Raw genomic sequence first — 13,943 nt, 5'->3', positions numbered from 1 at the left:
CGGTCAAAACGAACTCGGCGGAAGAGCGTCCCGAAAACGACATCCTGAAACCGTAGCAATTTAACGCCAGGATTTCCGGTGCATCACACTAGTTGCCCGAGACCGTCACCTTCTCGTCGTTCTTCAGCTCGCTCACGAGCTGCTTGACCTTCGGCATGTCCCACTGGAGGTTGCCGCCGACGCTGCCGGAGATCGGCATGTTCATCGACTTGCCGTCGCCGCCCGTGACGCCCTTCATGGCCCAGAACATCGAGGCCAGGTTCCACAGGCTCATGTCCTTGTCGACGATGAGCGTGTCCAGGCCCGAGCCCATCACCGGGTACAGCTTGAACGGGTTGAGCAGCGTCGAGGGCGTCGCCGTCTGCGAGGCGAGGGCCGCGAGGAACTTCTGCTGGTTCTTCGTCCGGTCCAGGTCGCTCGCCGCGAAGGCGTAGCGGGTGCGCACGAAGGCCAGGGCCTGCTGGCCGTCCAGGGTCTGCTTCCCGGCCTGGAAGTCGGCGCCCGACTTCTTGTCCTTGAACGCCTTCGGGATGTCCAGCTCGACCCCGCCGACCGCGTCCACGATGCTCGCGAAGCCGTCGAAGCCGATCTCCGCGTAGTGGTCGATGTGCAGACCGGTGTTGAACTCGACGGTGCGCACCAGTAGCTCGGGACCGTCGAAGGCGTACGCCGCGTTGAGCTTGTTCGCGCCGAGCGGGCCCTTGATCTGGCCGGACTCCGAACCCCGGAACTTCGGGATCGTGACGTTCGAGTCGCGCGGCAGCGAGACCATCGTGTTCCCGTTGTCGCCGACGTGCAGGATCATCATCGAGTCGGTGCGCTTGCCCTCGGCGGAGCCGGTGTGCAGCCGCTTCTTGTCCTCGTCGGACATGCCCTCGCGGCTGTCCGAGCCGACGATCAGGTAGTTGGTGCCCTTGCCGCCGTCGGGCCGCTCGATGACCTTCGACAGGTCCACCTCGTGGCGCAGCTTGCCGTTCGCCCAGAAGTACGTGGAGACGCTGGTCACCACGAAGGCGACGACCAGGACCAGGACCGTCCACTTGACGCGCCGGCCCCAGTTCGGCGCCGGACGCGGGGAACGGGCGGGGACCGGGCCGCCCGGTCCGCCGGAGCCGCCCTGTCCGGGGCCGCCGGGGGAGCCGTAGACCTGGCCGGTGTTGTAGCCGCTGTCGTAGTCGGCGCCCGCGCCGTCCTGGTAGTAACCGTCCTGCTGCGGTCCGCGTCCCTGCTGCGGGACCGGGCTGCCGGGCGGCGCGACGGGGCCCCCGCGCCGTACCTGCGGCATGACACGTGCGCCCTCGGGCTGCGGCGCGGAGCTCCCGCGTCCGTAGCCCCGGCTGTCGCGTCCGTTCTCGCCCCGGCTGTCCGGCCAATCGCTCATACCGACAGTCTGCCGTTCGGGTGGCGCTCCCATACAGGGCGGTGGGGATTTCGGGGCCCGGCTGTTGCAGACCTGATGCAAAGCGGGGGTGAATGTCCCGGCATAGGGTGGACGGCATGACTGACCAGGCACCGGGGGCGCGGCCGGGGACCACCGGGGGCAAGCCCACCTCCGCCTCGCGCACGACCCTCTCGCACATCATGACCGCCACCGACACCAACCTGTACGGCACCGGCCACGGCGGCGTGATCATGAAACTGGTCGACGACGCGGCCGGGGCGGTGGCCGGACGGCACTCCGGCGGGCCCGCCGTGACGGCCTCGATGGACGAGATGGTCTTCCTGCTGCCGGTCCGCCTCGGCGACCTCGTGCACGTCCACGCGCAGGTCAACTGGACCGGCCGGACCTCGATGGAGATCGGGGTGCGGGTCATGGCCGAACGCTGGAACGAGTCGACTCCGGCACAGCAGGTCGGCACCGCCTACCTGGTGTTCACCGCGATCGACGCGGAGGGGCGGCCCCGGCCCGTACCGGCCGTGCTGCCCGAGACCGCGCGCGACGAGCGCCGGTTCCAGGAGGCGCAGATCCGCCGTACGCACCGGTTGGCTCGGCGCCGGGCGATCAAGGAGCTGCGGGAGCGGAGGATGGCGTCGGGGCTGGACCTGTGACGTGTGGGCTCCGCCCGGGGTGGAGGCGTGTACCGGTCCGGGCCTCGGCGGATGGTGCGGGCCCCGGGTGGTGAGCCTCTCGGGGCTCCGCCCCGGACCCCGCTCCTCAAGCGCCGGAGGGGCTGGATTGTGGGTGCCGCCCCGGACCCCGCTCCTCAAACGCCGGAGGGGCTGGATTGTGGGTGCCGCTTTCCGCAGGTGACCTCGTCGCCCCGTACCGCGCCGTAACGATTCTCCTTGGGGGCCGCGGCCGGGTCCTCCGCGCGGACCTTTGTCACCGTGTGGGAGGTCTCGCCCGTGACGACCTCGATCGTCGCGCCGAGGCCGGGCCTGGCCGTCAGCCGTGCGCCGGGCAGGGCCGTCGCGACCGACTTCGCTGAGCGGTCCCAGCGCGGGTCGTGGAAGACCGTGGTCCGGCCCTCCGGGGTTTCCGGGGGCCGGGCGGTGCCCGTCGTGCTCTGGAAACCGGTCGCGTGCAGCGCCTCGGAGACCCGGCGGACCAGCTCGGCGTCGCCCGTGCCGTTCTCCACGCGCACCGTGATCTGCTGCGGCGGGACGTCCACCTGCTTCGGCGGGGCGGCCCGGCCGGTGGTGCGGTGGTGGGCCAGCGGCCGGTCCGCGCGCAGCGCCTCGAACAGGGCCCCGGACTGCTTCGGCTCCCACACCAGCGTGGACCCGATCCCCGGCACCGAGCGCCCCTTGCCGGCCAGCGGCATCGAGACGAACTCCGAGGACGAGGGGGTCAGCCCCCGCATCGCCTGCGCGAGGTCCAGAATCTGCTCGGGGCCGAAACCGCGGTCCGCGCGCACCGAGCCGAACAGCGCGCCCGCCACCTCGCGCAGCCGCACCGGGTTCAGCAGCGTCCCGGTGCTCGTGGCCCGGTCCACGACCGCCGCGAGGAAGCGCTGCTGGCGCTGCATCCTGCCGAGGTCGGAGGCGGCGTCCACATGCCGGGAACGGACGTACTGGAGGGCCTGCCCGCCGTTCAGTTCGTGGGTGCCGGGGCTCAGGTCGAGGCCGGTGTAGGAGTCCTTGAGCGGCCGGGCCGTGCAGACCGAGACCCCGCCGAGGGCGTCGACGGTCCGCATGAAGCTCGTGAAGTCGACCTCCAGGTAGTGGTCGATCTTGACCTGGGTCAGCTTCTCCACGGTCCGCACGGTGAGCTGCGGGCCGCCCTCCGCGTACGCCGCGTTGAGCTTCACGGGATGGGCGTGGTGCCGCTCGTGCGAGGTCCGGTCGGTGTGCGGGGGCAGCATCGCGTACGAGTCGCGCGGCAGGCTCACCACACTGACCCGGGAGCGGTCCTCGGACAGGTGCACGATCATGAGGGTGTCCGTGCAGTGGCAGGGCGCCCCGCCCAGCCGGTACTTCCTCCGTTCGTCCTTGGTGATCCGGTCCCGGCCGTCCGTCCCGGCCAGCAGCACGTTCGTGCCGTGCCCGGCGTCCGGCCGGTCCTCCAGGTTCTTGAACGCGTCGACCCGGCCCAGCTCCCCGTCGATACCGCCCAGCACGGTGTGCCCGACGCCCGCGCTCAGCAGCACCGCGAGCGAACAGCCCGTGAAGCCCCTGGCCGCCCAGCGCACGATCCCGCGGCGCGGACGGCGGCCCCGGCGGACCGGGGCGCGGCGCGGAGGGGCGGGACGGCGGGACGAGGGGGGCGGCACAGCGGGGCACCTCCGCGCTGGACTGGCGAAAAGGGGCTTGAGCTTCCTCTTCGGACAGCGATCGGACAGAGCTGGGCGCGACAGTACGTCCGCCGGGCCGAAGCGGACCGAAGTGATCGATCCGGCACGCGCCGCGTCCCCCCATTGGCGGTAACGTGACCGTCGATGAACGCCAACTCCGACGCGCCGAGCCCCGCCGTCTCCGTGATCATGCCCGTGCTTGACGAGGAACGGCATCTGCGCGACGCCGTGCGCGCCATCCTCGCGCAGAGCTACGCGGGTGAGATGGAGGTCGTCATCGCTCTCGGCCCCTCCACCGACCGCACCGACGAGATCGCCGCCGAGCTGGTGCGCGAGGACCCGCGGGTGCGCACCGTGCCCAACCCCACGGGCCGTACCCCGGCGGCGCTGAACGCCGCGATCAAGGCCTCCCGGCATCCCGTCGTGGTCCGCGTCGACGGGCACGGCATGCTCTCGCCCGGCTACATCGACACCGCCGTACGCCTGCTCGCCGAGACCGGGGCGCAGAACGTCGGCGGCATCATGCACGCCGAGGGCGAGAACGACTGGGAACGCGCCGTCGCCGCCGCCATGACCTCGAAGATCGGCGTGGGCAACGCCGCCTTCCACACCGGCGGCGAGGCGGCCCCCGCCGAGACCGTGTACCTCGGGGTGTTCCGCCGCGAGGCCCTGGAGCGGCAGGGCGGCTACAACGTCGAGTTCATCCGCGCCCAGGACTGGGAGCTGAACTTCCGCATCCGGGAGGCCGGCGGGCTCATCTGGTTCTCGCCCGAGCTGCGCGTCTCCTACCGGCCCCGGCCCAGCGTGAAGGCCCTCGCCAAGCAGTACCGGAACTACGGCCGCTGGCGGCACGTCGTCGCCCGCTACCACGAGGGCTCGATCAACCCCCGCTACCTCGCGCCGCCCACCGCCGTGTGCGCGATCGCCGCGGGCATCGTGGTGGGCGCCGTGCTCACCCCGTGGGCCTTCCTCGTCCCGGCCGGCTACCTCGCGGCGATCGTCGCGGGCTCCGTGCCCGCCGGGAAGGGCCTGTCGCTCAAGGCCCGCGCGCAGATCCCCGTGGCCCTCGCCACCATGCACATGAGCTGGGGCTGGGGCTTCCTCACCAGCCCGCGCTCCCTGGCCCGCAAGGTCATCGCGAGCCGCCGTCCCGCCGTGACCGCCGAGCAGACCCCGGCGTCCTGACCGCGTCCGCCCGCATCCGCCGCTTCCGTACGTGAACGGGGCGCCCTCCGTCGGGAGGGCGCCCCGTTCCCGTACCGGGCCCGTGGCGGGCCGGTCCGGGTCAGGTCAGGTCACCAGCTGTAGTCCGGGTTCACCTTCATGCACGCCGAGTCGTCCGCGCCGTTGAGCGCGTCCGCCGAGAGCGGCAGCGTGTCGTCGTCGTCATCGTCCTTCTTCGGGTACCGCGTGCCCTCGCGCCAGTCGGAGCCCGCGATCACCGTGACCCCGGTGACGTCGGCGCTCTCCTTGACCCGGCGCAGCGGGATCTTCAGGGCCTTCGCCACGGACTGCGCGTCGGCCTCCTGCGCGGTGCCGGGGTAGCGCACGACGGTACGGTCCTCGGGCTCGGTGTGCTGCTGGTCGGCGCGGGCCAGCGTGAAGCCCTCGCCGCTCAGCGCCGTCGCGAGGGTGCCCGCCCGGCCCGGGACCAGGGCGAGCTGCCCGGTGGCCGTCGCGTTGCGCACCGACACCTCGATCTGCCCGGGCCGGGCCGCCTGGTCACTGATGTCCTTGACCTTCGGCTTCTTCTTGTCCTTGCCGTCGAGGGCCACGTCCTCGCGCAGCAGCCGCCACAGCTTCTCCGCGTCCCCCGCCTTCGGCGCGACCCGCGCGCCCTCGTACACGAAGGGCATCGTCGCGAGCGTGATGCGCTCGGGCGGCACCGCGCGCAGGTCGTTGCTCAGGTCGTACAGCTTCTTGACGCTGCCGAGGCCCTCGTCGACGGTGATCGCCCTGGTCGCCTCCTCGGCGAGGGAACGCAGCTTGCCGGGGTTGCTCAGCGTCGCGTTCTCGCGCAGCTCCCGCACCATGGAGCTCATGTACATGTGCTGGGCCTGGGCGCGTCCTATGTCGCTGCCGTCGCCGAAGCCGTACCGGGTGCGCAGCCACTGGAGGGCCTGTTCGCCCTTCACGGCGTGCGTGCCCTTCTCCAGCTTCAGGCCGGAGCCCTTGCCGGCGGAGGTGTGCGAGTAGATGTTCCGGTCCACGCACACCGGGACCCCGCCCACCGCGTCCGCCATCGAGACCACCCCGGAGAAGTCGACCATCATGAAGTGGTCGATGTGCACACCGGTGTTGGCCTCCCAGGTGGCGACCGTGCAGCCGGGGCCGCCGCGCCCCAGGGACTCGTTGGTCATCCGCCGGACCGTCGTGGCGCGGTACACCTCGCCGGTCTCGGGGTCGGTGCACTCGGGGAGCTTGAGCAGGGTGTCGCGCGGCATGCTCACCACCGACATGTTGCTGCGGTCCGCCGACACGTGCACGAGCATCTGCACGTCGGCGAGCGGGGCGCCGCCCACACTGGACCTGGCCCCGCCGAGCTTGAGGTTCTCCTTGGTGTTACGGCTGTCCGAGCCGATCACCAGGATGTTCAGGGGGGTCTGCCCGGCCGTGTTGGGCTTCGGCGCCGGCGGCCGCTGCTCCGGGGTGCCGGCCGTCAGGTCCGCCTTCTGGATGTTGTCGTTGAGGTGCTCGTAGTAGAGGTAACCGGCCACCGCCGTCCCGGTTATCAGCACCGCGAGCGTGACCGCCGACCAGCGCAGCGCGCGCCGCGCCCCACCGTGCCGCTTCGGCCCCGGCCGCTTCCCGTCGGGGTGCGGGCCCTCGGGCGGGCCCTCCTCGGGGCGGGCGTCCTCGGGGGCCGCCGGTGGCGCCTCCGTCACGGGGCCCTCCGGTCCGGGCTCCGGCTCCGGCCCCTCCTGCGTTACGGGACCCTCCGGCCCGGGCTCGGGCGCCGCCTCCTGCCCGGTCTGCCGGTCGTCACGGGCGCTCCCCTTCCCGCCCACCCTGCCACCAGCCATCGTCCGTCCTGCCTTCCCACCCCTTGCCGCGCGCCACGACAGCGCCCCCGCCCTTCTCCAGACACGTCTTCGGTGGAAAACGTTGTACGCGGAGAGGGACGGGGGCACCGCCGTTGATCACTTGGCACACACTTGTTTGTCCGCCTCGGTGCGCTGAATCTCCGCAGGGGCCTTCGCCGGGGCCTTCAGCGCTATCCCCGCGCCCTTGAAGTCCCTGCCGAGCACCAGCTTCATCGCAGGCAGCCCCTGGTCGTTCTCGATGCTCTTACCCGGTTTCAGGGCCGACCCCGGCAGCCCCATGACATCCGCCAGCTTGCGGGCCTGCGCGGCCTGGTCGGGGGCGTAGGAGAGGGTCGTGGTGTCCTGCTTGGGCGCGTTGCCCCGCTGACTCGACTTCAGGACGCCCTGGTTGTTCTGCAACCAGGTCAGCTCGGCCTGTGCGGCGCCCGTGATGTCACCGCCGTTGTAGACCTCGACGCGCACCTCGGAGGCCTCGGCCCGCGTGCCCTTCAGCCGCGCGTCCTCGGACTTCTTCTTGGCGTCGGCCGCCTTGCTCTCCTTCGCCTTGACCTCGGTGAGCGAGACGTCGTCCTTCATCATGGCGAGCAGCGGATCGGCCTTCGCCTCGTTGACGACGACCGTCACCGGCTTCGGCTCCTCCGGGTTGTCGACCACCGGCAGCGTCGTGAAGGTGATGTTCTTCGGGTCGACGTGCTGCAACTCCATGCCCAGCTTGGTGAGTTTGCTGAGGCTGCCGATGCCCTCGTCCACGCTGAGCGCCTTCGTCGCCGCGTTCGCCACCTTGAACATCTTGCTCGGACTGGTCAGCGTGCCCTCGGACTTGAGCTTGCGCACGAGCGAACCGAGGAACTGCTGCTGCACCTGGATGCGGTCGAGGTCGCCGTGGTTGCCGAAACTGTGCCGGGTCCGGACGAACGCGAGGGCCTGCTCGCCCTCCACGACGCTCTTGCCCGCCGGGAGCTTGAGGTGCGAGTCCGGGTCGTCGACCGGCTTGGCCACGCACACCTCGACCCCGCCGACCGCCGTGGACAGCGACTTGACCGCGTTGAAGTCGGCCATCATGAAGTGGTCGACCTTCAGCCCGGTCAGCTCGGTGACGGTCCGCATCGTGCAGCCCGGGTCCCTGCCGTCCTGGCCCAGGCTCTGGTTGAAGCGGACGTGCTGCGTCCCGGGGACGGTCTCGGTGCTGCCGTCCTCCTGCTTGGTCGGGCAGGCCGGGATGTCCGTGATCAGGTCGCGCGGGATGCTCAGCGCCGTCGCGTTGCTGCGGTCCGCCGACACGTGCAGCAGGATGTTGGTGTCGGCGTGGCCCACGCTGTTCTTGTCGCCGTAGCCCTCGTTGCCCTTGCCGGTGCGCTTGTCGGTGCCGATGACGAGGATGTTCAGCGGGGTGTCGTGCCGCGCGACCTCCCTGGAGCCCGCCCCCGCCGTGTCGATCGTCTCCAGGTTGCCGTTGAAGTGCCGGTACAGGAAGAAGCCGGTGCCCGCGACGGCGACCAGGACGAAGCCGAGGCCGCCCGCCGTCCACATCAGCGCCTTCTTCTTCCCGCCGCCCTTGTCCGCCCGGCGCTTCGCGGCCCGGCCCCCGCCCGGCGGCGCGGCGGCCTCCTTGCGCGCCCTGGCCCGGCCGCCCTGCGCGGGCACGGTCGGTGCGGCGGAGCGCTCGCGTTCCGGCCGGGGCGGCGGGCCGTTGCCGCGGCCCCGGGCCTCAGGGGCGCGCGCGCTCCGCGCGGACGGTGGGCGCCGGGCCCCCGGCACGCGGGGCGACTGCGGTGCGGAGGTGTCCAGTCGCAGTTCGTAATCGCCGGTCTGCGGATTCAGTACCCACTGGTCTGCGGGGTCGATGTCGTCCCCCCGCCCACGGCCTTGCGCGTCCACGGTTGTCCAAATCCTCCGTCAGGGCCACGCGGCGCCACCCCGCCCTCCAGGTGGGTCGGAGGAATCCGGCGGGAGACGCTCGGTTGTTCGGCGGCGCACGACAGGGTCGCGCGCCCACCGGGACGCTCACCCTAGCGGCCACTTTCGCCCCGTAGGGACGGCGGTGACACATTCCACTTCCCTTATAAGCGGGCATTCCATGGCAATTACGGAAGGGGTTGACCGCGTGACGGTCATTCCTTTACTTGCGGTGCCGGACAAGCCGTCCCGGTGGCTGTCGCGCCCGGGGGTCTCGGGGCCCTCGTCCCCGCGCTCTCCCGCACCCCCGAAGGACTCGCCGACGGGGAGGCGGACGGAGAAGTGGAGGGCGAGGGATCCACCGTCACCGGGGCGTCCTCGCGCAGCTGCGCGAAGAGCCGCGCGGCGTCCGGCTGCCTGAGCTGGTCGCGGTTGGGGTTCCTGACGTACGACTCGCGCGGCACCGTCAGGAACCGCACCCGCGAGCTGGGGATCGAGCGCAGGCCGCGCACCAGCTCGTACAGGTCCCGCAGGCTCGCGAGTCCCGAGTCCGTGGTCAGCGAGGAGGTCGCCGCGTCCAGCACCGGATACAGCTTCGCCGGGTTGAACAGGACGTCCCCGCCGCGCATCTTCGCCACGAGGGAGGCCAGGAAGCGCTGCTGGCGGTCCATGCGGTCGGTGTCGCTGCCGTTGCCCAGGCTCTTGCGCGCCCGTACGTAGCCGAGGGCCTGCTCACCGTCGAGGTTCTGGGTCCCCGAGCCCAGCCGGACGTGCGCCTCCCGGTCGTCGATCGGCTGCGGCAGGCACACCCGGACCCCGCCGACCGCGTCCACCATCTTCTTGAAGCCCTCGAAGTCCACCACCATGTAGTGGTCGACCCGCACGTTCGTGAGCTTCTCGACGGTACGGACCGTGCACGCCGTACCGCCGTTCTCGAACGCCCAGTTGAACTGCGCGAAGCGTTCCCCGGTGCGGCCACCGCCGGGCCCCCGGCAGCCGGGGATCGCGACCATGAGGTCCCGGGGCAGCGAGACGGCCGTGGCCCGGTCCCGCTTCGCCGACACGTGCAGCAGGATCGTCGTGTCCGACCGCTGGGTGCCGACGTCCCTGCCGTACTCGCCGTTCTCCCCGGCCCGCGAGTCCGAGCCGATGAGCAGCACGTTCTGCGCGCCCTTCGCGACGTTGTCCGGACGCTCGCGCTCGTAGCGGCGCAGTTCGGCGGCGGCCCGCTCGTCCTGGCTGATGTTGTGGTTCAGCTTGCTGTACAGCCCCCAGCCGACCCCGCCGGCGGCCAGCACCAGGACGGACACCCCGGCGGCGCCCCACCGCAGCCAGTGACGCCTCCCGCGCCGGCCCGGGGGCACGGCGCCGCCGCTCCCCTCGTCCGGGCCGTGGGCCTCGCCGTCCCGGCCGCCCGCACCGTGGGGGCCGGGCCCGTCCTGGCCCTCGGGAGTGTCTGCGCTGTCGGCCACTCGGCGTCCACCCCTCGTGCTCCTGCGCGCCAGGGCCCGGCTGCCTGGTCGTCCTCCTCCGACCATGGACCGCCCGGGCCCTCCCGGCTCGCCGCCCCGGCCCGCGCTGGGCCGGACGGGTGAACGGGCGCGCCCGTCCGGGGCGTACGCGGGGCGGGGCCGTTACGGCGCGAGGAGTGCCGCGCGACGACGGAAGGGGGCGGTGCGCCGTCAGGACACGACCGGCGCCGTCACCCGCTCGTCGGCGACCCGGCGCTCCAGGGCCCCGGGAGCGAGCCGGTCCAGGTGGCGGCACAGGACGACGGAGCCGCCCGCCGCCAGCGGCGCGTACAGCCCGGCCGACAGGCCCTCCCACGTGCCGAACGGGCGGCCCGAGAGCAGCCGCCCGCCGGACCCGATCCCGAGGACCTCGGCGTCGCCGGTGGCCCGCTCCACGAGCTGGAGCCCGGTCAGCTCCGTACCGCCCACGACGAGCGCGGGCTCCTCGGGGTCCACCGGCGCGAAGGGCGCGAACCGGTCGCCCTGCCCCGGCACCTCCACCGCGTAGTCGAGGAAGCCCTCCGGCGGCTGCGGGAAGCGGCCGCCCAGCGGGCGCAGCGCGAGCGCCACCCGCTCCCCCCGGCAGCCGCGCGCCGCGTCGAGGGAGTCGGGGCCGCTCACCACCAGGTCCGCGCGGGAGGGATCGCCGCCCACCTCGACGCACACGCCGACGGAGGCGGCGGCCAGCAGCCACACCGCGCTCTGCCAGTGCGCGGGCAGCAGCAGCGCGAGCCGGTCACCGGGCCCGGCCGCGAGATCGCCCTGCAACAGGTTCGCGGTCTTGGCCACCCAATTGGCGAAGGTGGCCACGGACAGTTCGACGCGTTCACCACTCGCGTCGTCGTAGAAGGTCACGAGGGGGCGGCCCGGGTCCGTGTCGAGCGCGGATCGCAGCAGGTCGGCGGGGGTGCGGTCGAGAGCGGTCACGCGGCAAGGCTACGCGGCCCGCCCGGCGCGGCGCGGAGCGGTCGCCACCCGCCGGGAGCGGGCCGCGCGGTGACCGCGCGCGACACGCCGACGACGCCCCGTAGACAGCCTCATGACGATATGTCCACTATCTGTTTTATGCGCTCTCTTCTGGTCTCCTCGGCAAGCGTCACCGCGGCCGTCCTCGCCCTCCCGCTCGCCGGACCCGCCCTCGCCTCCCCGGCGGGCACCCCCGCCGCACACACCGTCACCCACTACCCGGACCCGCCCACCGACCGCCGCACCGACCCGCACGCGGTACGCCCGCCGGCCGCCGCGCCCGGCGCGCCGCGCTCCGAGGGCGCCGTCCCCGGCTCGACCCAGTCGCTCGCGCTCACCCCGCTCCCCGACGACCGCTCCACCGGCGTCTCGCCGGGCGAGGGTGTCGAACGCCGCGAGGTGCGCCCCTTCTCGCTCGCCGGAGTCGTGTGGGACGACCCCTCGCGCGAACTGAACGCCCGGGTCGAACTGCGCACCCGCGACGCCGCCACCGGGAAGTGGGGCGCCTGGCGGCAACTGAACACGCACGACGCGGAGCACGCCGCCGACCGGGACAGCGCCGAGTCCCGCTCCCCGGCGCTGCGCGGATCGACCGCCCCCGTGTGGGTCGGTGCCTCGGACGCCGTCGAACTGAAGGTCACCCGCGAGGCCACGGACGCCCCGCTGCCCAAGGGGCTCCACCTCGAACTGGTCGACCCGGGCGAGGCACCGGCCGGCCAGACCCCCCGCACCGCCGACCCGGACACCGGCCCCGGCACCGACCCCGGCGCGGACGGCGCGGCGCTGCCCGCCCTCGACCAGGCGGCCACCGAACGCGAGGCCCGCGCCCAGGGCGCGGAGGGCGTCACGTCGGGCGAGGCGCACATCGGCCCCCGCCCGCGCATCGTCACCCGGGCCGGCTGGGGCGCCGACGAGGACCTGCGGGAGCAGGAGTTCAGCTACACCAACACCGTCAAGGCCGCCTTCGTGCACCACACGGCCGAGGGCAACGACTACACCTGCGAACAGGCGCCCTCGGTGATTCGCGGCATCTACCGGTTCCACGTCGAGAGCAGCGGCTGGCGCGACATCGGCTACAACTTCCTCGTCGACAAATGCGGGAACGTCTACGAGGGGCGGGCCGGCGGGGTCGACAAGCCCGTCATGGGCGCCCACACCCTCGGGTTCAACACCGACAGCACCGGGATCGCCGTCCTCGGCACGTACACCGAGACCGAGCCCTCCGCCGCCGCGCTCGACGCGGTGGCCGCGCTCACCGCCTGGAAACTCGGCCTGCACGGGCGCGATCCCCAGGGCAAGGTCACGCTCGTCTCCGACGGCGGCAATCTGTACGAGAAAGGAGAGAGCGTCAGCATGAACGTCATTTCCGGACATCGCGACGGATTCTCCACCGAATGCCCGGGAGAGCGGCTGTACCGGAAACTCGGCACGATCCGCACCAAGGCGGCTGCCCTGCAAGGGCGCTGACCACGGGCCGGGCGCGGACCGGATTCCCGGGGCACTGGCGGGGGCCGCCGGAAAGATCTGCATAAACTGTCCGGCCGAAAGACAGTTCGGCCGGCCCCAGCAGGAAGCAGAGAAGTCATAGTGACTCAGGCAGCGGAAGCGATCCTCCTGGTGGGCGGAAAGGGCACCCGACTGCGCCCGCTCACGGTGCACACCCCCAAGCCGATGGTCCCGGCCGCGGGCGTCCCCTTCCTCGCCCACCAGCTGGCCCGCGCCCGCGCCGCAGGCGTCGAGCACATCGTGCTCGCCACCTCCTACCTGGCCGAGGTGTTCGAACCGTACTTCGGCGACGGTTCGGCCCTCGGCCTGCGCCTGGACTACGTGACCGAACGCGAACCCCTCGGCACCGGCGGCGCGATCCGCAACGTCGCCGGCCACCTGGAGTCCGGGCCCGGCGACCCCGTCCTCATCTTCAACGGGGACATCCTCACCGGCCTCGACATCGAGGCGCTCGTGACGACCCACGTCGACAGCGCCGCGGACGTCTCCCTGCACCTGAGCCGGGTCGAGGACCCGCGCGCCTTCGGCCTCGTCCCGACCGACGCCGAGGGCAGGGTGCTGGCCTTCCTGGAGAAGCCGCAGACACCCGAGCAGATCGTCACCGACCAGATCAACGCGGGCGCGTACGTGTTCCGCCGCTCGGTGATCGACTCGATCCCGCAGGGCCGCCCCGTCTCCGTCGAACGCGAGACCTTCCCCGGCCTGCTGGAGTCCGGCGCGCACCTCCAGGGCATGGTCGACTCGACGTACTGGCTCGACCTGGGCACCCCGCAGGCCTTCGTGCGCGGCTCCGCCGACCTCGTCCTCGGCCACGCCCCCTCCCCGGCGGTCCCCGGCCGCTGCGGCGAACACCTCGTCCTGCCGACCGCCCAGGTCGCCCAGGACGCCAAGCTCACCGGCGGCACCGTCGTCGGCGAGGGGGCCGTCATCGGCCAGGGCGCCCGCGTCGAGGGCAGCACGGTCCTGGACGGCGCGGTCGTCGGCGCGGGCGCCGTCGTCCGCGACTCCCTGGTCGGTGCCTCCAGCCGGATCGGGGAGCGCACCGTCCTGGACGGCGCCGTCATCGGGGACGGCGCGGTCGTCGGCGCCGACAACGAACTGCGCGGCGGCGTCCGCGTGTGGTGCGGCGCCCACCTGCCGGACGGCTCCGTACGGTTCTCCTCGGACCAGTGACGGGGCGGCGCGCGGCCCCGCCGTCCGCCCCCGTGTGACCTGTCCCCGGCCCCCGCCGGCCCCGTGTGACCTATACCCGGTCCCCGGCCCCCACGGGTCCCCGTTCCCTCCCG

10 protein-coding genes are annotated in these 13,943 nt (G+C 72.6%); 4 read left to right on the top strand and 6 right to left on the bottom strand.

The window, feature by feature from the left end; translation table 11 throughout:
* Positions 1-88 precede the first annotated feature (88 nt).
* The gene (locus AB0J21_RS33205; protein ID WP_363149889.1) at positions 89-1,381 is read right to left on the bottom strand and encodes an LCP family protein; all 1,293 of its coding nucleotides are present in this window, start codon (positions 1,379-1,381) and stop codon (positions 89-91) included.
* A 116-nt stretch (positions 1,382-1,497) separates the two neighbouring features.
* Between AB0J21_RS33205 and AB0J21_RS33200 the strand changes: the two genes are divergently transcribed.
* Positions 1,498-2,049, top strand: coding sequence for an acyl-CoA thioesterase (locus tag AB0J21_RS33200; protein WP_363149888.1), 552 nt, complete (start codon positions 1,498-1,500; stop codon positions 2,047-2,049).
* Between the two features lie 155 nt (positions 2,050-2,204).
* Here the strand turns inward: AB0J21_RS33200 and AB0J21_RS33195 are convergent, their stop codons facing one another.
* Complete coding sequence (locus AB0J21_RS33195) at positions 2,205-3,713, bottom strand: LCP family protein (RefSeq protein ID WP_363149887.1); 1,509 nt, start codon at positions 3,711-3,713, stop codon at positions 2,205-2,207.
* 165 nt (positions 3,714-3,878) lie between these two features.
* Between AB0J21_RS33195 and AB0J21_RS33190 the strand changes: the two genes are divergently transcribed.
* Complete coding sequence (locus tag AB0J21_RS33190; RefSeq protein WP_363149886.1) at positions 3,879-4,919, top strand: glycosyltransferase family 2 protein; 1,041 nt, start codon at positions 3,879-3,881, stop codon at positions 4,917-4,919.
* A 110-nt stretch (positions 4,920-5,029) separates the two neighbouring features.
* On the opposite strand, the gene AB0J21_RS33185 is transcribed toward AB0J21_RS33190, so the two are convergent.
* From AB0J21_RS33185 to AB0J21_RS33170, 4 genes are all read right to left on the bottom strand, one after another.
* A complete protein-coding gene (locus AB0J21_RS33185; protein ID WP_363149894.1) occupies positions 5,030-6,499 on the bottom strand; it encodes an LCP family protein in 1,470 nt (489 codons plus the stop codon).
* A 375-nt stretch (positions 6,500-6,874) separates the two neighbouring features.
* The gene (locus AB0J21_RS33180; protein WP_363149885.1) at positions 6,875-8,656 is read right to left on the bottom strand and encodes an LCP family protein; all 1,782 of its coding nucleotides are present in this window, start codon (positions 8,654-8,656) and stop codon (positions 6,875-6,877) included.
* Between the two features lie 233 nt (positions 8,657-8,889).
* A complete protein-coding gene (locus AB0J21_RS33175) occupies positions 8,890-10,038 on the bottom strand; it encodes an LCP family protein (RefSeq protein ID WP_363149893.1) in 1,149 nt (382 codons plus the stop codon).
* A 318-nt stretch (positions 10,039-10,356) separates the two neighbouring features.
* Positions 10,357-11,112, bottom strand: a complete 756-nt coding sequence (locus AB0J21_RS33170; protein WP_363149884.1) for a TIGR03089 family protein — start codon at positions 11,110-11,112, stop codon at positions 10,357-10,359.
* 138 nt (positions 11,113-11,250) lie between these two features.
* On the opposite strand from AB0J21_RS33170, the gene AB0J21_RS33165 reads away from it, so the two are divergent.
* Together AB0J21_RS33165 and AB0J21_RS33160 are read left to right on the top strand one after the other, a co-directional pair.
* Positions 11,251-12,618, top strand: a complete 1,368-nt coding sequence (locus tag AB0J21_RS33165) for a peptidoglycan recognition protein (protein WP_363149883.1) — start codon at positions 11,251-11,253, stop codon at positions 12,616-12,618.
* Between the two features lie 120 nt (positions 12,619-12,738).
* Positions 12,739-13,830, top strand: a complete 1,092-nt coding sequence (locus tag AB0J21_RS33160; RefSeq protein ID WP_363149882.1) for an NDP-sugar synthase — start codon at positions 12,739-12,741, stop codon at positions 13,828-13,830.
* Positions 13,831-13,943: the final 113 nt, after the last annotated feature.

Source organism: Streptomyces sp. NPDC049954 (assembly GCF_040656295.1).
In the GTDB taxonomy this organism is placed as follows: domain Bacteria; phylum Actinomycetota; class Actinomycetes; order Streptomycetales; family Streptomycetaceae; genus Streptomyces.
Note: the sequence above shows the minus strand (reverse complement) of the source record. Positions and strands in the feature narration are given on the sequence as shown.